This is a genomic window from Oceanobacillus sp. M65, assembly GCF_052246275.1.
Taxonomy (GTDB): Bacteria; Bacillota; Bacilli; order Bacillales; family Amphibacillaceae; genus Oceanobacillus_B; species Oceanobacillus_B jordanicus.
The window spans coordinates 249,315-272,625 of record NZ_JBQQCJ010000001.1; the positions used below are offsets into that span (position 1 = coordinate 249,315).

At 40.3% G+C, this 23,311-nt stretch carries 21 protein-coding genes; 14 read left to right on the forward strand and 7 right to left on the reverse strand.

What is annotated here, in order from left to right; genetic code table 11:
- Window positions 1-114 precede the first annotated feature (114 nt).
- The 4 genes from ACTWPF_RS01225 to ACTWPF_RS01240 are packed head-to-tail and all read left to right on the forward strand — an operon-like array spanning window position 115 to window position 4,879.
- Entirely contained in the window at window positions 115-897 is a 783-nt protein-coding gene (locus tag ACTWPF_RS01225) for an ABC transporter ATP-binding protein (RefSeq protein WP_161464165.1), read from the forward strand.
- 3 nt (window positions 898-900) lie between these two features.
- Window positions 901-1,908 (forward strand): NAD(P)/FAD-dependent oxidoreductase, encoded by a 1,008-nt coding sequence (locus tag ACTWPF_RS01230; protein ID WP_443148051.1) that lies wholly within the window; start codon window positions 901-903, stop codon window positions 1,906-1,908.
- 3 nt (window positions 1,909-1,911) lie between these two features.
- On the forward strand, window positions 1,912-2,889 hold the full coding sequence (locus tag ACTWPF_RS01235) for an ABC transporter substrate-binding protein (RefSeq protein WP_161464163.1): 978 nt from the start codon (window positions 1,912-1,914) through the stop codon (window positions 2,887-2,889).
- 4 nt (window positions 2,890-2,893) lie between these two features.
- Entirely contained in the window at window positions 2,894-4,879 is a 1,986-nt protein-coding gene (locus ACTWPF_RS01240; RefSeq protein WP_443148052.1) for an iron ABC transporter permease, read from the forward strand.
- Between the two features lie 274 nt (window positions 4,880-5,153).
- On the opposite strand, the gene ACTWPF_RS01245 is transcribed toward ACTWPF_RS01240, so the two are convergent.
- Window positions 5,154-5,474 carry a hypothetical protein gene (locus tag ACTWPF_RS01245; protein ID WP_443148053.1) on the reverse strand — a complete coding sequence of 107 codons (321 nt, stop codon included), beginning with the start codon at window positions 5,472-5,474 and terminating at the stop codon, window positions 5,154-5,156.
- Window positions 5,475-5,586: 112 nt separating this feature from the next.
- Here ACTWPF_RS01245 and ACTWPF_RS01250 point away from each other — a divergent pair, with 112 nt between their 5' ends.
- On the forward strand, window positions 5,587-5,889 hold the full coding sequence (locus ACTWPF_RS01250; protein WP_443148054.1) for a YfzA family protein: 303 nt from the start codon (window positions 5,587-5,589) through the stop codon (window positions 5,887-5,889).
- Between the two features lie 171 nt (window positions 5,890-6,060).
- On the opposite strand, the gene ACTWPF_RS01255 is transcribed toward ACTWPF_RS01250, so the two are convergent.
- Entirely contained in the window at window positions 6,061-6,732 is a 672-nt protein-coding gene (locus tag ACTWPF_RS01255; RefSeq protein ID WP_443148055.1) for an SIMPL domain-containing protein, read from the reverse strand.
- Between the two features lie 91 nt (window positions 6,733-6,823).
- Between ACTWPF_RS01255 and ACTWPF_RS01260 the strand changes: the two genes are divergently transcribed.
- Window positions 6,824-7,036, forward strand: a complete 213-nt coding sequence (locus tag ACTWPF_RS01260; protein WP_443148056.1) for a hypothetical protein — start codon at window positions 6,824-6,826, stop codon at window positions 7,034-7,036.
- Window positions 7,037-7,083: 47 nt separating this feature from the next.
- Here the strand turns inward: ACTWPF_RS01260 and ACTWPF_RS01265 are convergent, their stop codons facing one another.
- Complete coding sequence (locus tag ACTWPF_RS01265; RefSeq protein WP_443148057.1) at window positions 7,084-8,148, reverse strand: aldo/keto reductase; 1,065 nt, start codon at window positions 8,146-8,148, stop codon at window positions 7,084-7,086.
- A gap of 524 nt (window positions 8,149-8,672) precedes the next feature.
- Between ACTWPF_RS01265 and ACTWPF_RS01270 the strand changes: the two genes are divergently transcribed.
- The 3 genes from ACTWPF_RS01270 to ACTWPF_RS01280 all read left to right on the forward strand — a co-directional run bounded on the left by ACTWPF_RS01270 (window position 8,673) and on the right by ACTWPF_RS01280 (window position 10,626).
- The gene (locus ACTWPF_RS01270; RefSeq protein ID WP_106898299.1) at window positions 8,673-8,957 is read left to right on the forward strand and encodes a CD3324 family protein; all 285 of its coding nucleotides are present in this window, start codon (window positions 8,673-8,675) and stop codon (window positions 8,955-8,957) included.
- Window positions 8,958-9,276: 319 nt separating this feature from the next.
- Window positions 9,277-9,573 carry a hypothetical protein gene (locus ACTWPF_RS01275; RefSeq protein WP_443148058.1) on the forward strand — a complete coding sequence of 99 codons (297 nt, stop codon included), beginning with the start codon at window positions 9,277-9,279 and terminating at the stop codon, window positions 9,571-9,573.
- Window positions 9,574-9,828: 255 nt separating this feature from the next.
- Entirely contained in the window at window positions 9,829-10,626 is a 798-nt protein-coding gene (locus ACTWPF_RS01280; protein ID WP_443148059.1) for an alpha/beta fold hydrolase, read from the forward strand.
- Between the two features lie 59 nt (window positions 10,627-10,685).
- On the opposite strand, the gene gnd is transcribed toward ACTWPF_RS01280, so the two are convergent.
- From gnd to ACTWPF_RS01300, 4 genes are all read right to left on the reverse strand, one after another.
- A complete protein-coding gene (gnd, locus tag ACTWPF_RS01285; protein ID WP_443148060.1) occupies window positions 10,686-12,086 on the reverse strand; it encodes a decarboxylating NADP(+)-dependent phosphogluconate dehydrogenase in 1,401 nt (466 codons plus the stop codon).
- A gap of 15 nt (window positions 12,087-12,101) precedes the next feature.
- A complete protein-coding gene (locus ACTWPF_RS01290; RefSeq protein ID WP_238017945.1) occupies window positions 12,102-13,460 on the reverse strand; it encodes a gluconate:H+ symporter in 1,359 nt (452 codons plus the stop codon).
- Window positions 13,461-13,759: 299 nt separating this feature from the next.
- Complete coding sequence (gene gntK / locus ACTWPF_RS01295) at window positions 13,760-15,295, reverse strand: gluconokinase (RefSeq protein ID WP_443148838.1); 1,536 nt, start codon at window positions 15,293-15,295, stop codon at window positions 13,760-13,762.
- 4 nt (window positions 15,296-15,299) lie between these two features.
- The gene (locus ACTWPF_RS01300; RefSeq protein WP_443148061.1) at window positions 15,300-16,034 is read right to left on the reverse strand and encodes a GntR family transcriptional regulator; all 735 of its coding nucleotides are present in this window, start codon (window positions 16,032-16,034) and stop codon (window positions 15,300-15,302) included.
- Between the two features lie 446 nt (window positions 16,035-16,480).
- Between ACTWPF_RS01300 and ACTWPF_RS01305 the strand changes: the two genes are divergently transcribed.
- The 5 genes from ACTWPF_RS01305 (at window position 16,481) to ACTWPF_RS01325 (ending at window position 23,178) form a co-directional block, all read left to right on the forward strand.
- Window positions 16,481-18,520 (forward strand): BglG family transcription antiterminator, encoded by a 2,040-nt coding sequence (locus ACTWPF_RS01305; RefSeq protein ID WP_443148062.1) that lies wholly within the window; start codon window positions 16,481-16,483, stop codon window positions 18,518-18,520.
- A gap of 2 nt (window positions 18,521-18,522) precedes the next feature.
- Window positions 18,523-18,807, forward strand: coding sequence for a PTS sugar transporter subunit IIB (locus ACTWPF_RS01310; RefSeq protein WP_161464000.1), 285 nt, complete (start codon window positions 18,523-18,525; stop codon window positions 18,805-18,807).
- A 30-nt stretch (window positions 18,808-18,837) separates the two neighbouring features.
- The gene (locus ACTWPF_RS01315; protein ID WP_443148063.1) at window positions 18,838-20,196 is read left to right on the forward strand and encodes a PTS ascorbate transporter subunit IIC; all 1,359 of its coding nucleotides are present in this window, start codon (window positions 18,838-18,840) and stop codon (window positions 20,194-20,196) included.
- Between the two features lie 84 nt (window positions 20,197-20,280).
- Window positions 20,281-22,278 carry a transketolase gene (gene tkt, locus ACTWPF_RS01320; protein WP_443148064.1) on the forward strand — a complete coding sequence of 666 codons (1,998 nt, stop codon included), beginning with the start codon at window positions 20,281-20,283 and terminating at the stop codon, window positions 22,276-22,278.
- Window positions 22,279-22,383: 105 nt separating this feature from the next.
- Window positions 22,384-23,178: a histidinol-phosphatase HisJ family protein gene (locus ACTWPF_RS01325; RefSeq protein WP_443148065.1), complete on the forward strand. Its 795-nt coding sequence runs from the start codon at window positions 22,384-22,386 to the stop codon at window positions 23,176-23,178.
- The last annotated feature ends 133 nt before the right edge of the window (window positions 23,179-23,311 follow it).

Consider the following 23,311-nt stretch of genomic DNA (forward strand, 5'->3'; position numbering starts at 1 on the left):
ATTTGTGAGAAAACTCCTACAAAACAGTGAAAACTTTGCGAATTCAATTGACAAATTAGACATATACCTATAGTATCAGTAGTAATGATAATCATTATCAATTGAGGTGAACACATGATACAGGTAGAAGATGTGCAAGTCGGATACGGTGATGCACTTATTATAGATTCTTTAAACCTTACTATTCCAAAAGGGAAAATCACGACAGTAATCGGCCCGAATGGATGTGGGAAATCTACATTAATCAAGACAATTGCCCGAATATTAAAAGCGAATAGTGGTGCGATTTACTTAGATGGAAAAGCCATTAGTCGAACCTCTACAAAAGATATAGCTCGTAAAATGGCTATTTTGCCACAATCAGCGGAAGCACCTGCTGGTTTAACGGTGAGAGAACTGATTACATACGGTCGTTTTCCTCACCAGTCAAAGTTTGGTAAACAAAAGCAGGAAGACTTGGATGCGATCGACTGGGCTCTTGAGGCAACCGGGTTAACGGACTTAGAAGCCCGTCCAGTTGAAGCGTTATCTGGCGGTCAACGCCAACGTGTCTGGATTGCGATGGCACTTGCTCAGGATACCGAAGTCGTCATTCTGGATGAACCGACAACATACTTAGATATGGCCCATCAGCTTGATATTTTACAGCTGCTGGATAAGCTTAATAAAGAACAGAACAAAACCATTGTGATGGTATTACATGACTTGAACCATGCTTCAAGATTTTCACATAACCTTATTGCAATGCGAGACGGAAAAGTCTTACAACAAGGTGCACCACATGAAGTGATGACAGCACCGAATCTGCAGGATGTGTTCCAAATTCAGGCGATGCTGACAGTCTGCCCATTTAGCCAAAATCCAATATGTCTTTCGTACGGCATGAAGGAGGCGTAGCCCATGTATGATGTAACCATAATAGGTACCGGTCCAGCAGGTTTATACGCATCTTTTTATAGTGGGTTGCGTGGCATGAAGACGAAACTCATTGACAGCCAGGCTGTGCTAGGTGGAAAAATACATGCGTACCCAGAAAAAATGATTTGGGACGTCGGAGGAATGCCACCACTTTTAGGTGAGCAACTTATTACTCGACTTTCTGAACAGGCTATTCTTTTCAATCCAACTGTTGTGCTAAATTCAAAAGTGGAAGGGATTTCACAACAAGGTGGAGGGTTCCTATTGTCTACTGAAACAGGAGAGACTCATACCAGTAAAACGGTTATTCTCGCAACAGGTAGTGGGATTCTTACACCGAAAAAAATCGGCCTAGCAGGTGAGGAGAAATTCATTCAAACAAATTTACATTATACGGTAAAATCTATAGCCCGTTTTAAAGATAAAGTCGTGTTGATTTCTGGTGGCGGAAATTCTGCCGTAGACTGGGCAAATACTTTAGAGCCAATTGCGAAAAAAGTATATGTCACATACCGTAAGGATCACCTATCAGGCCATGAAGCAGAAATCGAAAGACTCTTGAACAGTTCCGTAGAGGTAATTTATCAATCTGTTATTACAGGGTTGAATGGTACTGATTATATTGAAAGTGTAACCTTGAATGGGACAGAACAGCTTCCAGTTGAGGAAGTGATTATTAATCACGGTTATGATAGTCAAAACGATTTACAGCAGCAAAGTGAAGTGGATATTAAAATGCATCCTGAATTCGGGATTCAAGGAACTAGCATGGCAGAGACCTCTGTTCCGGGGATTTTTGCAGCAGGAGATGCGGTTAATTATGATGGAAAAGTTCATTTAATTGCCGGTGCGTTTCATGATGCAGCGAATGCTGTAAACCGTGCAAAGCAATTTATTGAGCCAACTGCTGTTAAAACAGCGATGGTTTCTTCCCATCATGAGTCATTTAAAACTAAAAACAAAAAAATATACGCAGAATTGGAGTTATAAGAAATGAAAAAGATCTTATTTATGTTATTAGTAGGGGTTCTTGTTTTAGCAGGATGTATGCAAAAAGATGAAGAGGATACTAGCTCATCCGAGTCAGAAGATACAGCAAGTGAAAAGATTGTAATTGAAGATGGTTTTGGTGAACAGGAGTTTGATGAGGCACCACAAAAAGTTGTTGCAATCGAGTGGAGTATTGTTGAGGAATTACTAGCTGTTGGTGTACAACCAGTTGGGGTTACGGATATTGAAGGATTTAATAAATGGGTAACCATTGATGAGGAGTTAGATGATAGTGTAACAGAGGTCGGACTGAGAACAGAGCCGAATATTGAAGAAATTGCGAAGCTTGAGCCAGATGTCATTATCGGCATGAAGGGGTATCAAGGCGAACTAAAAGAAGAGTTAGAGAAAATTGCTCCGGTCGTTATGTATGAAAACACCACCGATGAGGCAATTGGGGATTTATATGCAGACATGTTAAAAACATTTAAGCAAACTGCTAAGTTAGTTGGAAAAGAGCAAGAAGCAGAAGAACATATTACGAATCTAGAAGAAAAAATGTCTGCAGCAGCCGAGAATATTGAAGCGGCGGATTTACCAACGAAGGATTTTGTCTTTACACAAGCATATACGGTAAATGAAGCACCTACCTTCCGCTTGTTTACTGAAAACTCTACTGTGAGCCATGTATTGGAAGGTCTAGGACTAACCAATAAAATCCAGGATCAGGAACCACAATCTAGTGGGTTTATTGAAGCGAATGTAGAAGGTGTATCTAACTATGATGAGGCGCTCTTTATCCATACGGTGCAAGAGGATGATCCGTTGTTTGACAACTTGTCAGGAAACAGTGCATGGAACGGCTTAAACTTTGTAGAAGAAGATGCAATGTATGATGTAGGAGCAGGAGTGTGGACATTTGGTAGTGTTTTATCAATGGAGACGTTGATTGAGCATGTAGAAGAAGCACTCGTGAAATAAGGCTATGAATGTAAAAGCTACGCTATATTCTATTGGAAGTATCCTATTGTTTCTTGTCCTTGGGCTCATTCACGTGAGCCAGGGACAAGCTTCAGGTGGATTTTTTGCATTTTGGACAGAGGTTTGGCACGATGAGCAACAAATGAATTTCTTATTACATAGTCGTATGCCCCGTTTTGTGATTGGTTGTTTGGCGGGTGCTGCATTAGCGGTAGCTGGAATGCTATTGCAAACGATGACGAAAAACCCACTTGCCAGTGCAAGTACGCTAGGTATCCATGCAGGTGCCTACTTTTTCGTTGTTTTTTTCACGATTTTCTTCCCGGGTATTAGTGGGGCTTCCCCAATTGCAGTTACCATGGCAGGTGGTATATTAGCCGCTCTCTGTGTAACGTTCCTTGTCGGAAAGTCGCTAGACCCTGTGCGTATTGCATTAACTGGAATGATTGTCACGATGTTGTTTTCCTCGTTTACGAGTGCCTTGCAGCTATTGTTTCAAAATGAAGTTTCAGGGCTTTTCCTTTGGGGAGCAGGTACCCTATTACAACTTGACTGGGGCGGAGTGCAATTTGCCGCACCATGGATCCTGATTACCCTTGTCGTAGCACTTATTGTAAGTCGAAGATTTGATATTTTACTATTAGGTGATGAAACAGCGATTGGGCTGGGACAAAATATTACATTAAGCAAGCTTCTAGGCTGGGCAATTGCTATTTTGCTAGCGGCGGTTACGGTAACTGTTGTAGGGCCAATTGGGTTTGTTGGTATTATAGCGCCACATTTAGTCCGCTTAATGGGTTTCAGAATGCATCGCACCATGATCTTTGGCAACATTGTTGTGGGGGCCAGCTTGTTAATCGCGGCAGACATTTTAGTACGTATCATCTCGCAAACTTCTGAACTGCCTGTCGGCGCAATGACCGCAATTGTTGGAGCTCCATGGCTTGTTTACTTAGCATTGAAAATGAGTTCCCAGTCACGCGCGGCAGGGAACGCCTTAGAAGGCAAAATACGTATCACGCGCTACAAACTGTTTTATCCCATTCTTGCCGTTGTAACATTACTAATTGTGATGACGAGTCTATCCTTCGGTGGAACCAGTTTTACGAAGTTGCTAGAATTACCGCAGGAAATCATGTATAACACATTTGTTTGGGACATCCGTGTGCCGCGTGTATTTGTTAGCTTCGGTGTCGGCATGATGATGGCAATAAGTGGCCTTTTGATGCAAACGGTGTTGCGAAACCCGCTTGCGGACGCTTCTGTACTTGGAATAACGTCTGGAGCTAGTGTGTTTGCCATGTTGTTTATCATCGTTTTCCCACAAGCTCCGTTTATATTCGTTCCAATCGGTGCATTACTTGGTGCCCTTATTACCATGGGGATCGTACTCGCTATTAGTGCACGTAGTGGGTTCCAACCTATGATTCTCCTTTTAATGGGGATCGCGATTTCTGCCGTTGGTGCTGCCATCATTCAGATTTTGCTGGTAAAGGCCAACGTGCATGCTACACAGGCCCTAACGTGGCTAGCTGGTAGCACATATGGCGTGGGCTGGGGTCACTTTATCATCTTCATCATTGCGATGATTATTATTTTTCCTATTGTGGTTTCCTTGGCTACAACGTTTGAGATCATGTCCTTTGGGGATGCCGTTTCGATTGGTCTTGGGGTTAAAACAGATCGTATAAGATTATTAATGATTGTGCTAGGTGTGGTTTTATCGGCTATTTGTGTGTCAATTGTTGGTGCGATCAGCTTTGTTGGACTATTGGCGCCACACATTGCAAGGCAGCTTGTCGGCCCTAAATTGCTACGATTATTGCCGTTAACATTAGCGGTTGGTGGGATACTCCTGTTATCTGCTGATTTTCTTGGTCGCTTTGTCCTTGCACCTAAAGAAATACCAGCTGGGATCATTGTTTCCTTAATCGGCGCACCATATCTTCTATATTTATTGAAGAAAACCAATACGGTGAAGAGTAAATAGAAAATAGAAAAAGGCATCCTCCCCTTTATTATTGAGGGAATGGATGCTTTTTTTGCTAGGAGAAGGACATCTCTCCTACGCATCAATACGTTCCCTACTAATTAATTTGCTGATAAGCCACCATCAATACGATCATTTGGATCTCCGGGATAAGTTCTTTCATTGCTAAAAGAAGATGATAGATTCAATGGTGCAGCAGAAGTTTTGTACAGGGTTGTTCTAGATCAAATTAGAAAGACAGTGGAGTGACCATGCCTCTCTTTAGATAGAGCTATTACGATAATAGCGCCGCCATATCTTCCTTGGATAATGCTTGATCCATCATTTTAATCTGCTTCGTAAGCTTTACCTTAGCTCCAATGACGGCAGCTTCAGGTAACACACAGGGAATGGCCTGCTGAATGGGTTTCCCTTCAAGGTCATAAAACACATAACCTTCTTTTTCGTCTAGAATAAAGGAGTTAATTTTCATATTTGGTGTGATCAGCAAGGTAATCTTCTCTTGATCATTCCACATTACTTTTAGAATCGTTTTCTTGCTTGTTTTCTTTTCAACGTATGCTTTTAGTTCTCTTAATGAAACGGTCTCTTCCATGGGTCAGCCTCCAAGTATTGCTGGTTGTTATTCGTTACTATTAACTTTAGCATAGAATTATATGAGTGATAAGCATCATCTGATTTCTAACCAAATAGAGAGGAGTGCGCAAATGAGGAAAAAGAGAGAGAAAGGACCAAAGAATCTTGTTCGAAAGTGGGTCATTACAATAGGTGGCTTTGTTGTGATGCAAATTGTATTCATTCTGACAGATGGAACGTTCCTTGAGGCAAACAGCAAAAAGCTGGGTGATGTGGCATATAATATAGTAGATTCGAAGTTCTTTTATGATTGGTTGATATTGTATGTAAGCCCGATTTTCAATATTATTACATTGCTCGCTGTACTGCATATTATTTTTCATGGAACGAAAGATTTGGTCCGAATTAGCATTCCGAGAAGGTCATCTAATTAGGGGGGAGACCATGTTGAAACGCCTATTGAAAAGTTCATTTTATTTTCTGTAACAAGTATTGGTGTCATTTTCTTTCTTCTGTATGTAAAAATGCAGAAGCTGTATCAGTAAGAATGGAAAAAGATTGACTTGTGATAACAGCTTCTCACTTGCCGATAGTAGCTAAGAAAATTAATAGCGAAACTTCACTTCCAATGTAGCACGAATGACAATCTGTCCTGGCTCTATAGGTGTTGCTCCAGCTTCTGCGGACAAGGCTAGTTTAGAAAAAGGGACTGGCATCGTATCTGTTCTTTCCTCGATTCTGAAAGGGATGGGGTTCAAGTTTACCTGCATAGATGTAGCAATCGCGTTTGCCTTTTCATAGGCATTGGCTAGTGCCTCCTGGAGTGCCTGTTGTTCGTATGTGTCGCTATTTTGGACGGTGAATTGAATAGAGTTTACCTGGTTTGCTCCACTCTCTACAGCTGCATCCAATATATTCCCAATTTGATCAATTGCTGTTATCTCCACTGTAATCATATTTGTTACCTGGTACCCTCTAAGAATTTGTTCCCCCTCAATGAAGTCATAACGTGGGTTCACTGTATAACTAGTGGTTTGTATGTTTTCCCGGGGTACCCCGAATCGTAACAGTGCTTCGATAACCTGGTTCATGGCAGTGGCGTTTGCTTGTTGAGCTTCAAGAAGGGAGACGTTTTCTGTCATGACTCCCAGTTCTACATTCGCAACGTTAGGCTGCACGGAAACGGATCCATTTCCTACTACCTTCATAACCTGGTTTGACCCATTATGATCGTTGGGCGTGTTTTGCCTATAAGCATTTACATATGGATAATACATACTTATTTCCCCTCTCCTGTCTTTTTTAAATACTATGCTGATTCAGGGGAAATGATTAGAGTAGTTTATTTGGATAGAGAGGAGACGGTCAATGAATCAGATAATCTCAGCGATTTATATAGCAACTTCACTGCTAATGTTTTTTATTATTAGGGTTATCGTCATGTATGGTGAATGGATACTTCCTGAAAAGCCTCTAGCGTTAATGAAAATGTCTGTTTATTACTTTCCGTATATTCCTTTAGTTATTGGTTTAGTCTATTTAGGTATTCATATCAATTCACTTCGTAATAAACATGAATAATGAAGGCTACACAAAAGGCATTGGGTCGATACCCAATGCCTTTTCTTTTAAATACCTAATGTTTTTTTATATTCTTCTAAATATGGCATTTCAGAAGGCGATCCTTGGTCCATGGCAGCCATTACACGGTGCCATAGAGGATAGATTGGTGCCGGACGTGCGACAGATTCAATCTTGTCATGCTCTTCCTTTGTTAACTTTATTTTATAGGAGTCGATATTCTCCCGCAATTGGTTTTCATTTCGGGCTGCCATGACCACAGGCCCAATATTAGGTCGATCTTTTACCCAAGAAAGTGCGATTTGCGGAACACTCGCTCCGCGTTTTTCAGCTACTTCTTTTAAGGCGTCTATGACGTTGTATAATCTTTCATCATCCATTACCCAAGGCTCTGGCCATCCCTCGCCCTGTCTTGTATTTTTCGGCGCATCGTTATTGCGATCAATTTTGCCTGTAAGCAGGCCTTCACCAAGCGGGCTCCAAATCATAGAGCCAATGCCCATTTCACTCGCTGCTGGTAGTAGCTCATATTCCGCTTCACGTGCTTCTGGAGTATAGTAAATTTGCTGACAAACCGGCGCGATATAGCCAGGCTTTTCGGCAATTGATAGCGTTCTTGCTAGCGCCCAACCACTATAGTTGGAAACCCCCCAGTAGCGAATTTTTCCGGATTTTACGAGTTCTGTCATGGTTTCAACCGTTTCTTCAATCGGTGTACGTCCATCCCATAAGTGAACAAAATAAAGATCGATATAGTCTGTACCAAGACGCTCTAATGATGCATCAATGGAGTTTTTTAGATTGATTCGGGAAGCACCACGAGCGTTCGGATCATCGCTGAGAGGGAAGCCTGTTTTTGAGGTTAATATCACTTCATCCCGGCGCCCTTTGATTGCTGCACCTAAAATCCGTTCAGCATCACCGCGAGAATAAAGGTTTGCTGTATCAAACATATTGATGCCAGCATCCAATGCAATATCTACCATCTTGTGGGCCTCTTCTTCTTTTACATCTCCAGCAGGTTCAAAACCGTTTGTACCACTAAATGGAATGGTTCCAAGTATATACTTCGGTACACGAAGACCGGAGTTTCCAAGATTAATATATTCCATTATATCCCTCCATGTATTTATAACGCTTTATTATAGAAGTACCCTGATTGGAAGGGAGGATAAACGTTAAGGTTCAGTGAACATAAGGAAATGAAAAGATGGTGAAATGGCCAAACAAGGTTCGAGAAAAACATCTCGGATTTCTATTTTACGCCATGAGTATTGCTGGCAAAAAACAATTATAATCATTCTTTCCCTTGCCCTTATAGCATATCCTATGAGTTAATAAGGGTGTCGGACCGACAGACTCTTGTGAAAGGAGGCTGATTATGATTTACGCAGAATTTGAGGTGATTTCCGCATAGCGGGAATCTCAACGTTTGGGGTCGCATAATGCGATCCCATTTATTATCCCATTATTATTCGGAAAATTAGCATCTTTCCGTAACTGAAAAAGTCGATTATACTTAAAGACAAAGAAGTAGAAATAAAAAAACTGGAAGAAAGGAGATGAAGTTTAATGATTAATTGGAATCTGTTTGAACACCGTAGCAATGGAGACCTTTTGAAGGAGGACGTAAACCGTGCAATACAAAAATGGAAAAGAGGTTCTTCCCCCTAACCTTTTGAAAGAAATGCAGAAATATATTCAGGGAGAACTGATTTACATTCCCAAGAAAAAAAGTCAACGGGCGGGATGGGGAGAAGTAAACGGTTCACGGGAGATTATTGCCCAGAGAAATGAAGAGATTTTTAAGATGTCTAGAGAGGGAACCTCCCTTGAAGAGCTAGAGCAGATGTACAATTTGTCTATAGACAGCATTCGAAAGATCATATATAAAACGCGTAATATTTGCGATGAAACGTAAAAGCGTTCATAGGAAAAGCCGAGTTGAATTAAGGAAAGCGTGGTGAAAAAGTGGCATCTTTTCATCACGCTTTTTCATGTTGCTTATAGTAACCCCATATTTTTTCTAAAGGATAGAGGGTGTAAAGAATGGTTATAACCATTCTTTCCCTTGTTTGGTAAGGTTGTTTCGTGAGTTAATGAATATGAAGCGATAGCTAATGGTGAAAGGAGGCTGCATTATGATGAATGCGTTAAATAAGGTGATTTTAGTATAGGTTGTTCAAAAAGTCCGGTAAAAATTTTTTGAACACACACCCTATAAACAGAAGTTGAAATAATTGGTATTACCACCTGAAAGTATGCTTGCTTTTATAAGTGAGTGGATTTCGGGGATATGTCTGTCACCATGCCGACCTGAAGCCTTCCCAGTTGTTGAGAAACAGGTAAAACAACGTAAGGGGGGAATCACCGTGTGTTATCATTTAGATATTTATAGAAGTATCACAAACGACCGTATAGAAAATCTAAGAAAAGAAGCTAATGGAAATAGAAGAATGAATGACAATGAGGTTATCGATTGGTGGATAAGTACAAACATGCTTTTCATATTGTTTTTTCAATCGGGGAAAGGCTAATTGAGCAAAAGGCAAGAGGTGGATATTACACTCTCGGAGACGAGTATGGTTTAACCTATATATTAATAAAATTTCAGTTTACTACTAAAATCATAGAAATGATGATTACAAAGAAGCCAAGAGCTAGTTTTTTTATAGACTCTTGGCTTTTTTTATTGGTGGGAAAGTAGACCTTAATAAGATATAAATTAAATGCATGTATTGAGGTTAGAAGGATTGAAGGCTATTCTAGTAATAAGGAGGAGGGGAAGCGTTATGGATTTTCAACATTTTACAACAAGTGATCAGGTGCAGCTTGCTTTTTCAACAAAGGGCTCAGGGCAGCCGATTGTATTACTATCAGGTTATGGCGGTGCAGGAGAGGACTTTTTCCCACAGGTTAACAGCGTTGTGAAAGCTGGATATAAGGCGATTGTGTTTGACAGACGTAGTCATGGGTATTCGGAAAATCCAGTTCATGGACATAGCATGCAGCGACATGGGCAGGATTTGGCTGAGCTACTTGACTATTTAGGGTTAATAAAACCAATTCTTGTCGGGCAATCAATGGGGGCATCCACTATATTTTCCTATTTAAACCAATATGGGGAAGATAATTGCAGAGGCGCTTTTATTCTTGACCAGACCCCGAAAATAATAAACAGTGCCGATTGGGAATATGGAATGTATAACTCAGAAAATATTGATTTTGACCACTATTTGGATGGTGAACTTCCAAACCCATTTTATAAACTACCAAAAGGCCTTGTGTTGCCAAGACTTCTTGTGCAGATGAAAAGACGGCCAAAGTTTGATTTTGCTACGACTAAGCCTCTATTTCTTGATCATATGAACAGCGATTGGCGTGAGCTTTTACAGCGTCTTTCCATGCCGATTCATTTTCTGGCAGGGGAGTATAGTCCGATGTGGCCTGCTACTCATGCAGAAGCCTCCGCAGCTTTATGTGTGAATGGCACCTTCTCTATCATAGAAAATGCGGGACATGCAGTAAATTTAGAAAAGGCTAAAGAAACGAACCAGACATTACAGGAATTTACAAAACGCTTATCCTAAAAGGTAACTCAAACAAAATAAACTCCCCTAAGATTCTGTTTAGGGGAGTTTTGTTTACTTTAATACCATTCTGTATGGAAAATTCCATCTTTGTCTTTCCGTTCGTACGTATGGGCTCCAAAATAATCACGCTGTGCCTGAATCATATTGGCTCCACTTTGTGCGGAACGATAGCCATCATAGTATGTTAATGAGGCACTAAAACAAGGTAAGGACATGCCGTTTTCCATGCCCTTCATCGTAACCTGACGAAGTGACGCTTGGTATTTACCTGCTTTTTCCCTGAAGTAAGGGGAAAGCAATAGGTTCGGTAAGTTAGGATCTGCCTTAAAGGCTTCACTAATCGGATTAAGGATATCAGCTCGGATAATACAGCCGCCTCTGAAAATCAACGCGATCTCATCGAGTTTCAATTCCCATCCATAGTGGTCAGATGCTTGTTTGTATTGATGGAAGCCTTGCGCGTATGCCGCAATTTTTCCCATGAAAAGTGCTTCCTTGACTAAGTTGAGCCATGTCTCTTTGTCGATTTCCTCATCTATAATAGATGGACCCGTTAATTCAGATTCCGCTAAAACGCGCTCCTCTTTTAGTCCGGAAAGATATCTAGCAAATACGGACTCTGTGATGATGGAGAGTGGTACACCAACATCTAAAGCATTTTGGCTTGTCCATTTACCAGTACCTTTTGAGCCGGATTTATCAAGAATGACATCAATCATTGGCTGCTTCGTCTCCTCATCCACATGGGTAAGGATTTCGCTTGTAATCTCGATCAGATAGCTTTCCAGTTCTGATTCATTCCATGATTTAAACACATCTGCAATTTCGTTTACATTAAGTTCTAGCTTTTCTCGTAAGAATTGGTAAGCCTCCGTGATTAATTGCATGTCCGCATATTCAATTCCGTTATGGACCATTTTTACGTAGTGCCCTGATCCTTCATTCCCTAAATAGGTGCAGCACGGCTTTCCATCAACCTGTGCAGCAATTCCCTCCAAGATTGGAGCAACCTGTTTGTATGCTGCCAGGTCGCCACTTGGCATGAGAGCTGGTCCGTTAAGTGCCCCTTCTTCGCCACCAGAAACACCCACGCTTAAAAAGTGAAGTCCTGCACGTTTAAGTTCATGGTATCTTCTGTTGGAATCTTGAAAATTGGAATTACCACCATCCATGATGATATCCCCCTTTTCGAGTAGAGGGATCATTGATTTAATAACAGAGTCTACAACAGGGCCTGCTGTCACCATCATGAAAATCTTTCTTGGCTTCTCTAAAGAAGAGATAAAGCTTTCAAGCTCGTAATGTGCCTCCGCATTTTCATTTGGAAATTCGGCAATGAAATTTTCTGTTAGATCCGGCGTGTAATTATAAACAGCAACCTTCTCTTGGTGGTTCACCATATTTTTTGCAAGGTTTGCTCCCATTACACCGAGCCCAAATACACCTATTGAATTCAATTTATGACACATCCTTTAAACAAATATACTTAGTAGTAAAATGAAGCCTAGACCCACAACGGAAATCACGGTTTCTAGTAAAGTCCATGTGGAAAAGGTTTCTTTCATGGTTAAACCAAAGAATTCCTTAAACATCCAGAAACCTGCATCATTTACGTGTGAGGCGATTACGCTACCGGCCCCTGTTGCTAAAACCATTAATGCTAGATTGACATCTGTTCCCTCCATTAACGGAATCACGAGACCTGCTGTTGTTAATGCGGCTACTGTGGCTGAGCCTAGGGAAATTCTTAAGATAGCAGCGATAATCCATGCCAATAGAATTGGTGACATACTACTACCCTCAAATAATTCTGCCACAGAATCGCCAACACCACCATCAATAAGCACTTGTTTAAGGACACCGCCACCACCAATAATGAGTAGCATCATACTAATGGAACGAATGGATTCTTCAGCAGATTTCATGACATCTTTCATTGGAATGCTTCGTGCAATGCCCATTGTGTATATAGCTAGCAACACTGATAAAAGCAATGCAGGAGTTGGCTCCCCGACCAGGTGAACAATTTCAAAAAATAGATTGTCTGAAACGCCCCAGACATCTTGCAGCAAATCAATAATCGTGGCGAACGCCATAAGAATAACTGGGAAGATAGCCGTAAATACGCTGATCCCGAAACCTGGTGTGTCTTCTATTTCAAATTGTTTTACTTCACCTAATGATTTAATATCCCCGGTTTTCTGGAAGGCATCCGGCACAAGTTTTTTTGCAACAATGGTAAATAGCGGACCCGCTATAACCACGGTTGGGAGCGCTATGATTAAACCATAAATTAAGACCATTCCAATATTTGCTCCGTATTGCTGGGCGATAACTGTTGGCCCTGGATGTGGTGGTAAAAATCCGTGGGTCACAGATAACGCTGCAATCATCGGAATCCCTAAATAAAGGGTAGAAACTTTTAGCTGTTTTGCAATCTGATAAACGATTGGAACTAGCAATACTAGACCAACCTCGAAAAATAGTGCAATACCAATAATAAAGGAGGCAATTACGACGGCCCATTGGATATTTTTTTCCCCGAATTTATTAATTAATGTAAGCGCGATACGTTGGGCGCCACCCGCGTCAGAAATGAGTTTACCTAAAATGGCACCAAACCCAAAGATTAGCGCAATGTCTCCAAGTGTATTGCCCATCCCGCCTTCAATTGAACTAACAATTTCATGAAGTGGCATTCCTAATGCTAAAGCCACTAAAAACGAGACAACGATTAGCGAAATAAACGTATTTAAATTTAATTTCATAATTAATAGTAATAAGACGACAACCCCTAAAGCTACGATAAAAAGGGGTGTGAGATTTTCCATTACAGACACAACATTCAGCTCCAATCTAGTTAGTAAGTGTTATTGTTTTATTGTTTTTTCTCAAATGCACTGCGCTTTTCTTGTCTAGCTCCGTGCGCCCAGCGACTAGCGCAACTTCCTTCACCGCCGTACAATAAAGAAGACTTGCCGACTGGTGATAAGCAGAGGCTTAGTCGCACTTATACCCGGAGGGTGAAAGTCAACATCGGTTCCCTTCGGCGGGGAATGCTCCATTAAAACCGCCACTTTGCGTGACAACATGGAGCCACCTGGCATGGCCAGGCGCAGTTCGTACGTCGCTAAACGGACGCACTACGCTTTTCTTGATACTTAGCGATTTGCTCGTACTCATCTTCCAAGGATCTAGAGATGCGTATGAAAATGGCCATCAATTCACGATAAGATTCCGCGTGTGCGTTATCAGGCTCATGTTTGTTTGTATAGCCGATTAAGTCTTCTGCCACATCAAAGGAATCAATTTTCCCTTCGGCATATAGGCCCAATAGACAGGCACCAAGACAAGATGACTCATGGCTTTTCGGGATGATAACATCCTGATCAAAGATATCTGCCATCATTTGGCGCCATAACTCTGATCTGGCAAAGCCGCCTGTTGCTTTTATGGCCGTTACATCGGTATCCATGACCTCTACCAATGCTAGAAAGACAGAGTATAGATTAAAGATGACACCTTCTAATGCTGCACGTACCATATGTTCCTTTTTATGATTTAAGGTTAATCCAATAAAGGAACCGCGAACATTTGCATTCCATAGCGGTGCACGCTCTCCAGCTAAGAATGGATGGAAGAGTAACCCGTTTGCGCCTGGTTCAACACGACTAGCAATCCTCGTCAGAACCTCATAAGGATCGACACCTAAGCGTTTTGCCGTTTCTACTTCACTTGCTGCAAATTCATCACGAATCCAGCGCAACACCATGCCACCATTATTGACTGGACCACCAATAACCCAATGATCTTCAGTTAAGGCATAGCAAAAAATTCTGCCCTTTGCATCTGTTCTTGGCTCAGGGATCACGGTACGAATGGCACCACTTGTCCCAATGGTGACAGCAACTTCCCCTTCCTTGATGGCGTTTACACCAATATTAGAAAGAACGCCGTCACTAGCACCGATAACAAAGCGCGTATCCGTTTTAATGCCCATCTCACTAGCTAAATCAGGATCACAGCCAGTTAATATTTCCGTTGTGGAAGCAAGACGTGATAATTTGTCTGCTGAAATCCCTGCAATTTCCAAGGCTTCCTTATCCCAATCCAATGATTTAAGGTTCATCATCCCTGTTGCTGATGCAATGGAGTGATCTACTACATAGTCGCCAAACAATTGATAGAAAACGTATTCTTTAATGCCAATGTATTTTTTGGCTTTCTGCGCAATTTCCGGCTTATCGTGCTGTATCCATGTAATTTTACTCAATGGCGACATTGGATGAATTGGTGTGCCTGTTCTTAAATAAACGTCATGCCCGTTCAAATCTGATTTGATTTTCTTAGCCCAATGGGCACTACGGTTGTCTGCCCATGTAATACAACGGGTCAGAGGCTGATTCTTTTCGTCCATGGCAATGACACTATGCATGGCACTGCTGAAAGATATAAACGATAGGTTATCAGGATCAATGCCTGAATGGTTCATAACATTTTTAATGGATAGGCGGACAGCTAAAAATATTTCTTCCGGGCTTTGCTCAGCTGTTGAGACATCTGGTGTGCTTAGCTCATAACCATTGTTCTCCTGTGCCACTATTTCGCCCGTCTCACGATACAATACTGCTTTTGTGCTTGTTGTCCCAATATCGACCCCAAGCATATATTTATTTGAATTCAATACTCTCCCTCGCAATCTTCATCATTTCTTCATTACTCCATAACTGCTCTACTTTATTCTGGACATCATTAAAGTTTTTATAAAATGCTTGATTAATTAAATCGGTATCCTTGTTTGCGACTGATTCCATGATTAATTCATGATTGGCAATCACACGCTCAAAGTCTTTATCGTTTTCTTCCAATCGGTAGCGCATGGATAGAAGAATTAAACACTCCATTACGGGTTTAATGTTCGACCAAAGCATGGAGATATAACGATGATCAATGGATCGGATGATCGTTTCATGAAACTCTAGGTCGAGAAAAGAAAATTCGTCGATATCCTTATACTTGACCGCGATCTTCATCATTTCAATTAACTTTTCAAGCTCACCGACCAGTTTGCCGTTATCCTTATGTAGCAATCGCTCAAAGACAAAGGATTCAACCATCAGGCGTATATCATATATTTCTTCAATATCTTTTTCGGAAATTCCAACTACTACAACACCCATTCGTTCAGGCCGAACAAGGTTTTCACTTGTTAATGTCCGGAGTGCTTCTCTGATGGGTGATCTACTTACTTGAAATTCTTTGGCAAGCTGGTTTTCGGTTAAAACGGTTTCATCTTTAATAGCCTTTGTAATAATCCGCATACGCAACTCTGCCACTACTCTTGCACCCATTGACGCATTTACTAGTCTCTTTTCTGGGTAAAGGGCTTTCATATGAATCAACATCCTTTAAATAGAAGATGAATACTTGTATACAAGTATCCTAACATATGTATTTTTTGTTGTAAACGCTTTTAATTGACTCTATTTAAGATTGGATAACCGATGCTGTGGATGAACGTATTGGTGTATAGCTTGAGAAACCATTGGTAAATAACATTGTTAAGGAGTGAGGTAAAAGATTGTGGAACAAATTTCCAAAAGTAGTTTTTAAAAATATTATAATTTCTAAAGATCCAACTTCCTATATGATATTAATCTGCTGTGTAATCTACGGTTCTTATTAATAGGGGCACACTCAAGTAGAATAATAGGTACATAGTTGGAATACAACATAATAATGATAGACAGCCCAATAGGTGTCTAATTCGGCCTTCATTAATTGGGCTAAGATGTTATTGTATCAACGTTGTAAGCGTTTTATAATTTGGGTGAGAGGTGGAGGGGTGCTTTTGTTTGACCAGAGGTCCTATAGGCTTTTTGAAGAAATAACAAAACATGAACAGATTACGAAACAGGAGTTAATGATGCAATTAAATTTGACTGATAGGCAGTTAATGTACGACTTGGAAAAAGTTAATCACGCATTAAGTTGTAATAAACTTCCTAAGTTTGATATTCATCATCCAACAATTCACGTTGACGATCAATTGAAAAAACTTCCCAAGGCAAACTTACTTCTTGAAATGCATACAAATCCATTCACTATTTCTGAACACGATAGAGTTTATCTGATTTACTTATATACTTTTATACGCAAGGAGCCGGTATCGAATTATCATTTTCAGCTATTGCTAGGTGTAAGTAAAAATACTGCACTAACCGATGTTAAAAGGTTAAAAGACATTTGTAAACAATGGAGTAGCGAATTTAATTACACGAGAATGGATGGCTATCATATTGTCGGACATGAGATGGACAAACGCAGAATGGCAATCTTCAGTGTGAATCATTTGCTTTCTCAACCTCTCGGAAAAGAAATTATTGTCTTAGCATTAAAGTCATGGGGAAATACAGAGATTTTAATAAAAACACAGCAGATAATAAATACTTTTTTGAAAGATAAGGGACTGAATCTTGTAAAAAGCAGAAAAGCGGAAATGATAATTCATCTGGCATTTATAAATGTACGTAATCAACATATGGATTTGTTGTTAACTGAATTTGAAAAGCAATTACTTGAACGGCAAAGCATGTTTAATTATGGGAAAGTATTGGCAGAAGAACTTTTCTCTGAAGGAGGTGGGAATGAGAGCTATTATGTAACGATACAGTTACTAACAGCACTACAAGTTGTTACGAGTAAAGATAACCGCCCTTTGGAAGTTCTTGCGGGGCAAATCGTAGACGAATTTGAAAGAAATACACTCTTACCCATAAAGCAGAAAGAATTTTTGAAACAAAGTTTATTTGATCATCTTGTTCCTGCGTTTTTTAGAATTACGTTTGGAATACCATTAGTCAATACCCTAACGGAAACCATTAAAGCTGAGTATACCGAATTATTTCAATTCGTGGAACGGTCACTCGCTCCATTGACGCTCTGGACAGGTAAAGACATCAGTGAAGCTGAAATTGGATACTTTACAATGCACTTCGGAGGCTTTCTAGAAAACACGAAAAAACTTAAGTCCGATAAGATAACTGCTCTAATCGTTTGTTCGAATGGCTTAAGTTCGTCTATTATGCTTGAGGCCCAATTGAAAGATATGTTTCCTGAAGTAGTTTTTTGCAGAGTGAACAGCGGCGATAAGCTGGAGGATATTTCTACCAGTACGTATGATTTAGTATTTTCGACTGTTCAGGTCGTATCTGTTAAGCCGGTATTTATTGTTAAACCGCTGTTGTCATTGGTGGAAAAGAACTATCTAAACCAATCTGTCATTAAGCAGTTTCCCAGCTTAAGCGAACGTAATTTCTCAGTAGATCAATTGATGGAAGTAATTAAAAAGCATACAGAAATTAAAAATGAAAACAAATTGTTTTCCGACCTAGTTAATCTATTTTACTCACATAACCAGAGCAAGGGGATGCATAAACCAATGTTATCAGAGTTACTGACACAAGAAACTATCTGTTTTACAGATGAAGTTCTGGATTGGAAAAAGGCAATCATGGAGGCATCACAGCCATTGATTCAATCCAATAAAGTAGATAAACGGTATGTTAATGCCATGATTACGAATGTAGAAGAAGTAGGGACATATATTCATATCGGTAAAGGAATTGCTATCCCACATGCTAGACCGGAAGACGGCGTTAACCAACTGGGCATGTCTTTTTTGAGAACAAGAAAACCGGTTTTATTGTTAGACCAAGATGATCATAAAATTGATATTTTTATCTGCCTAGCAGCTGTGGACAGTGAAGCACATTTAAAGGCGTTAGCGCAGTTGACTAAAATTTTAGGTGACAAAGATCTGCTTGAATCCATAAAGAGTGCAGAAACTGCTGAGCAGGTCATCGAAATAATAAAAAAGGGGGAGGAATAATGATGAAAATTTTAGCAGTGTGTGGATCCGGTTTGGGGACTAGTTTTATGGTAGAAATGAATATTAACCAAATTTTGGGTGAGTTAGGTGTAACGGATGTAGAGGTCTCGCATTCTGATTTAAGTTCAGCAGTTCCAGGAGATGCAGATGTATATTTCCTTGCAAAGGATATAGCGGATGGTGGGGCGCACCTGGGAGATGTTGTAGTCATGGAAAGTATTATTGATATGGATGAATTAAGAACAAAGGTAAAAAAGGTGTTGGAAGAGAGAGGAATCATTCTTTGAAAAAAATAAGATCTTGGGGAGGATATGCTTATGAGTACACTGATTGATATTTTGAGTCAACCAGCAATATTAGTAGCATTAATTGCATTAATAGGTCTTGCTGCACAAAAGAAAAAAATGTCGGACACAGTCAAGGGAACGACCAAAACATTCGTCGGTTTCTTGGTAATTTCAGCTGGTGCGGGTATATTACAAACCGCTTTAACTCCATTTGGGGCAATGTTTGAAGAAGCATTTAATGTTTCCGGTGTTGTGCCTAATAATGAGGCAATTGTGGCACTCGCTTTGACTGACTATGGTACAAATACAGCACTTATTATGTTTTTTGGAATGGTTGTCAACATCTTAATTGCAAGATTTACTCGTTATAAATATATATTCCTGACAGGACACCATACTTTATACATGGCAGCTATGTTAGCAGTGATAATGGCCGTTGCAGGATTTAACACATTCGGATTAATTGCTGCGGGTTCTATTGCATTGGGTATTATTATGACTTTATCTCCAGCTATTCTTCAACCATTTATGCGACAGCTTACAGGGAATGACAATGTTGCTTTAGGGCATTTCAGTGCAGTCGGATATGCTGCAAGTGGCTTGGTTGGCAAACTGTTCAAAGGAAGTAAAGAAAACAACACTGAAAATATCAACTTTCCGAAGGGTCTTGGTTTCTTACGTGATAGTACGGTGAGTATAGCACTAACAATGATTATTATGTATGTTATTGTAGCTTTGTTTGCTGGCCCTTCATTCATTGAATCTGAATTAAGTGGCGGTACAAACTTCCTAGTATTTTCATTCATACAGGCTGGTAGCTTTGCAGCTGGTGTATTCATTATTCTATCAGGTGTTCGTTTGGTACTTGCGGAGATTGTACCTGCATTTAAAGGAATTTCTACCAAACTTGTGCCTGATGCCAAACCTGCATTAGACGTGCCTATTATATTTACATTTGCACCAAATGCTGTTCTAATCGGATTTTTTGCAAGTTTCATTGGCGGGATCTTTAGTATGGTAATTATGATTTTCGCTGGGGGTGTCATTATATTACCAGGTGTGGTTCCACACTTTTTCACAGGTGCAGCTGCCGGAGTCTTTGGTAATGCAACTGGTGGATTTAAAGGTTCCATTGCAGGCGCTTTTGTAAACGGTATCATTATCTCTTTCTTGCCTGTATTCTTAATGCCGGTGCTTGGGGAGCTAGGCTTTGCAAATACAACATTCTCCGATGCGGATTTTGGGGTTTCAGGCATATTCTTCGGTACTTTGGCAAACTACTCCGGGCCAATAGCCATTACCATTGGTTTAATTGTAATTCTTGCTTTAATGGCAATCCCTGCTAAAAAGAAAAAGTCTAGTCATAAAGGGGAAGAAAAAGCTGTTTGATTCAGGTTGTACATGGTGAAGTTCTAGTGAGCTTCACCATTTTAATGAATGAGTTACAGATAATTAATCTCTGGAGGTTTTGCAATGACAATATTACATTCAACAATACAGGACTTATCCATTAATACCATTCGTACTTTAACAATCGATAGTGTCGAGAGAGCACAGCATGGGCATCCTGGAATGCCGATGGGGGCAGCTCCCATGGCATATAGCTTATGGAAAAATGTGATGAATATTAACCCCGAAAATCCAAGTTGGTTTAATCGCGATCGTTTCGTATTATCCGCTGGGCATGGGTCTAACTTATTATACAATTTACTTCATCTTTCCGGATTTGACGTAACAATGGAAGATTTAAAGAATACAAGGCAATGGGGAAGCAAAACTCCGGGTCATCCGGAATTTGGAATAACCCCTGGGGTGGAAGCAACAACAGGGCCTCTAGGGCAAGGCATCCCTGTGAGTGTTGGAATGGCTTTAGCTGAAAGGCATCTTGCTGACACGTACAATAAGCCAGGTTATCCAATTGTAGATCATTACACTTATACAATATGTGGTGATGGTGACTTGATGGAGGGGGTATCTTATGAGGCTGCATCACTGGCTGGCCATCTAAAGCTTGGCCGTTTAATCATTCTCTATGACTCTAATGACATCAGTTTAGATGGCGAATTAGAGTTGACCTTTACAGAGGATATTAAAAAGCGTTTTGAATCACATGGCTGGCAGTATCTAAAAGTTGCAGACGGCAATAATGTAGAAGTGATCACAAAGGCCATAGAGGAAGCGAAGGCTGATGCGGAACGTCCTACCATTATAGAAGTGAAAACCGTTATTGGCTACGGTTCACCAACCTTGCAAGGTACACATAATGCACATAGTGATCCATTGGGAAAAGAAGAGATTGAACGTACCAAGAAGTTCTATAGTTGGAATCATGAAGAGTTCTATGTCCCAGAGGAAGTCTACAAAGACTTTGGAAGTATAAAAGAAAATGGGTTGGCAAGAGAAAAGGAATGGAATAAGCTACTTGCTGAATATCAGCAGGAATACCCTGAACTTGCAAACGAGTTGGAAAGAGTTGAAGCCAGAGATTTACCTGTTAATTGGACGGATGAGTTACCAGTTTATGCAGAGGGTGATGAGCTCGCCACACGTGTTGCTTCAAGCGAAACGTTAAATGCTTTGGCTGAGAAACTAACCGAATTAGTGGGAGGGTCAGCAGACCTTGATTCATCTACCAAGACTAGATTAAAAGAATATGTTGACTTAAACAGCAAGGATTATTCTGGTAGAAATGTTCGTTTCGGTGTACGAGAGTTTGCCATGGGGGCTATTTCAAATGGGCTTGCGTTACATCACTTACGCCCATTTGTAAGTACATTCTTTGTTTTCTCAGATTACCTGCGGCCAGCAATACGTTTAGCATCGTTGATGAAATTGCCGGTAACCTATGTCTTTACTCATGATTCAATTGCAGTTGGCCAGGATGGTCCGACACACCAACCCATTGAACAGTTAGCATCCTTCCGAGCAATGCCGGGGGTTTCTGTAATTCGTCCAGCAGATGCAAATGAAACTAGAGAAGCTTGGAAAGTAGCTATTGAGAAAACGGATAATCCTACAATGCTAGTCTTGGGAAGACAGGGTTTACCAACATTAGCTAACACGGATAAATTGGCTGCCAATGGTGTTCGAAAAGGAGCCTATACCGTTTCGGAAGCAGCAGGTAAAGCAGTTGGTATTATCATAGCAGCGGGTTCCGAGGTTTCGTTATCAATTCAAGCCCAATCGAGTCTAGCTGAAGAAGGTATATTTGTAAATGTAGTTAGTATGCCATCATGGGACTTGTTTGAAAAACAATCACCTGAGTATAAAGAAAGTGTACTGCCAGCCAACCTACCAAAACGCTTAACGGTTGAAATGGGAGCCAAAATAGGGTGGAGAGAATACGCAGGCTCAGAGGGGGCAGTGATGAGCATTGATACTTTCGGAGCATCAGCACCTGGTAATGAAGTTATAGAAAGGTATGGCTTCACTGTAAGTAATGTGGTTAATAATTTTAAGCAACTATTGTAAACTATAATGAGAGGGTAACCTTTTACAGGGTTGCCTTCTTGCTTTTGTAATGACAATATTACCATTCAATAGTTTTATAGCTAAATAGTCATAGGAGGAGACAAGATGTACCTTACAGATTATCATCATCATACAGATAATTCTTTTGATTCCAAAGCTAGTATGGATAAAGTATGCTCGGAAGCAATAAAAAAAGGGATTAATGAAATTTGCTTTACTGAACATTATGCAGTAAACCCTAATCTGCCTACATATGGTCATATGGATTTTCAAAGGTACTTTAACCAAATTGAACAAGTACGAAATAAATACGGCAAACATTTAGTAATTAAAGCTGGTATTGAACTTTGTGAACCTCATATAATGATGGACACCTATAGGGAGGTTCTACAGGAACTTGAACTGGATTTCATTCTAGGGTCTGTACACAATATTAACGAAATAAAATTAAGAAAGTTTATGAGTGGTAAAACACCTGTTGAAGTTTATCAAAGTTATTTTGATGAAATCTTCTCACTAGTGTCAAATGCTGATATAGACGTTATTGCACATTTGGATTTGATGAAGCGCTATGCTATCGAGGCAAAAGGAAATTATGATTTTAACCACTTCCAAAAAGATCTCGAAAGAATTCTATTAAAAGCCATTGAGAGAGGGATCGGCCTAGAAATTAATACATCGGGAATCTCTAATGTAAAGGTAAACGAAGCATTTCCGAACATAGACGTCCTAAAGCTTTATCATTCTCTTGGCGGACAAATTCTGACCGTCGGGTCGGATTCTCACCTTGCTGAAACAGTGGGCGCTCATCTTATAGATGCTTTGTCAATTGCAAAAGAAGCTGGCTTTGAATACATCTATACTTTCGAACAAAGGCAGCCAAAGAGAATAAAAATTTAGCTTCCCTCCATGTCGTGCAACTTGTACTGGTATTCGTTATTGGGAAACTGTCAGAAGCAAATAGGATTGACATGTAAAAATGATTATGGTATTAAAAACATAGAGGGATTAGCACTCAAGCTAGTCGAGTGCT

Bases quoted from the DNA above. Each gene is read 5' to 3' on its own strand.
- ACTWPF_RS01265 (WP_443148057.1), bottom strand. From the start codon at position 8,148: ATGGAATATATTAATCTTGGAAACTCCGGTCTTCGTGTACCGAAGTAT.
- ACTWPF_RS01300 (WP_443148061.1), bottom strand. From the start codon at position 16,034: ATGTTGATTCATATGAAAGCCCTTTACCCAGAAAAGAGACTAGTAAAT.
- ACTWPF_RS01250 (WP_443148054.1), top strand. From the start codon at position 5,587: ATGAGGAAAAAGAGAGAGAAAGGACCAAAGAATCTTGTTCGAAAGTGG.
- ACTWPF_RS01230 (WP_443148051.1), top strand. From the start codon at position 901: ATGTATGATGTAACCATAATAGGTACCGGTCCAGCAGGTTTATACGCA.
- ACTWPF_RS01225 (WP_161464165.1), top strand. From the start codon at position 115: ATGATACAGGTAGAAGATGTGCAAGTCGGATACGGTGATGCACTTATT.
- ACTWPF_RS01240 (WP_443148052.1), top strand. From the start codon at position 2,894: ATGAATGTAAAAGCTACGCTATATTCTATTGGAAGTATCCTATTGTTT.
- gntK (WP_443148838.1), bottom strand. From the start codon at position 15,295: ATGCTTGGGGTCGATATTGGGACAACAAGCACAAAAGCAGTATTGTAT.
- ACTWPF_RS01260 (WP_443148056.1), top strand. From the start codon at position 6,824: ATGAATCAGATAATCTCAGCGATTTATATAGCAACTTCACTGCTAATG.
- ACTWPF_RS01255 (WP_443148055.1), bottom strand. From the start codon at position 6,732: ATGTATTATCCATATGTAAATGCTTATAGGCAAAACACGCCCAACGAT.
- ACTWPF_RS01245 (WP_443148053.1), bottom strand. From the start codon at position 5,474: ATGGAAGAGACCGTTTCATTAAGAGAACTAAAAGCATACGTTGAAAAG.
- ACTWPF_RS01235 (WP_161464163.1), top strand. From the start codon at position 1,912: ATGAAAAAGATCTTATTTATGTTATTAGTAGGGGTTCTTGTTTTAGCA.
- ACTWPF_RS01310 (WP_161464000.1), top strand. From the start codon at position 18,523: ATGAAAATTTTAGCAGTGTGTGGATCCGGTTTGGGGACTAGTTTTATG.
- ACTWPF_RS01315 (WP_443148063.1), top strand. From the start codon at position 18,838: ATGAGTACACTGATTGATATTTTGAGTCAACCAGCAATATTAGTAGCA.
- ACTWPF_RS01290 (WP_238017945.1), bottom strand. From the start codon at position 13,460: ATGGAAAATCTCACACCCCTTTTTATCGTAGCTTTAGGGGTTGTCGTC.
- ACTWPF_RS01325 (WP_443148065.1), top strand. From the start codon at position 22,384: ATGTACCTTACAGATTATCATCATCATACAGATAATTCTTTTGATTCC.
- tkt (WP_443148064.1), top strand. From the start codon at position 20,281: ATGACAATATTACATTCAACAATACAGGACTTATCCATTAATACCATT.
- ACTWPF_RS01280 (WP_443148059.1), top strand. From the start codon at position 9,829: ATGGATTTTCAACATTTTACAACAAGTGATCAGGTGCAGCTTGCTTTT.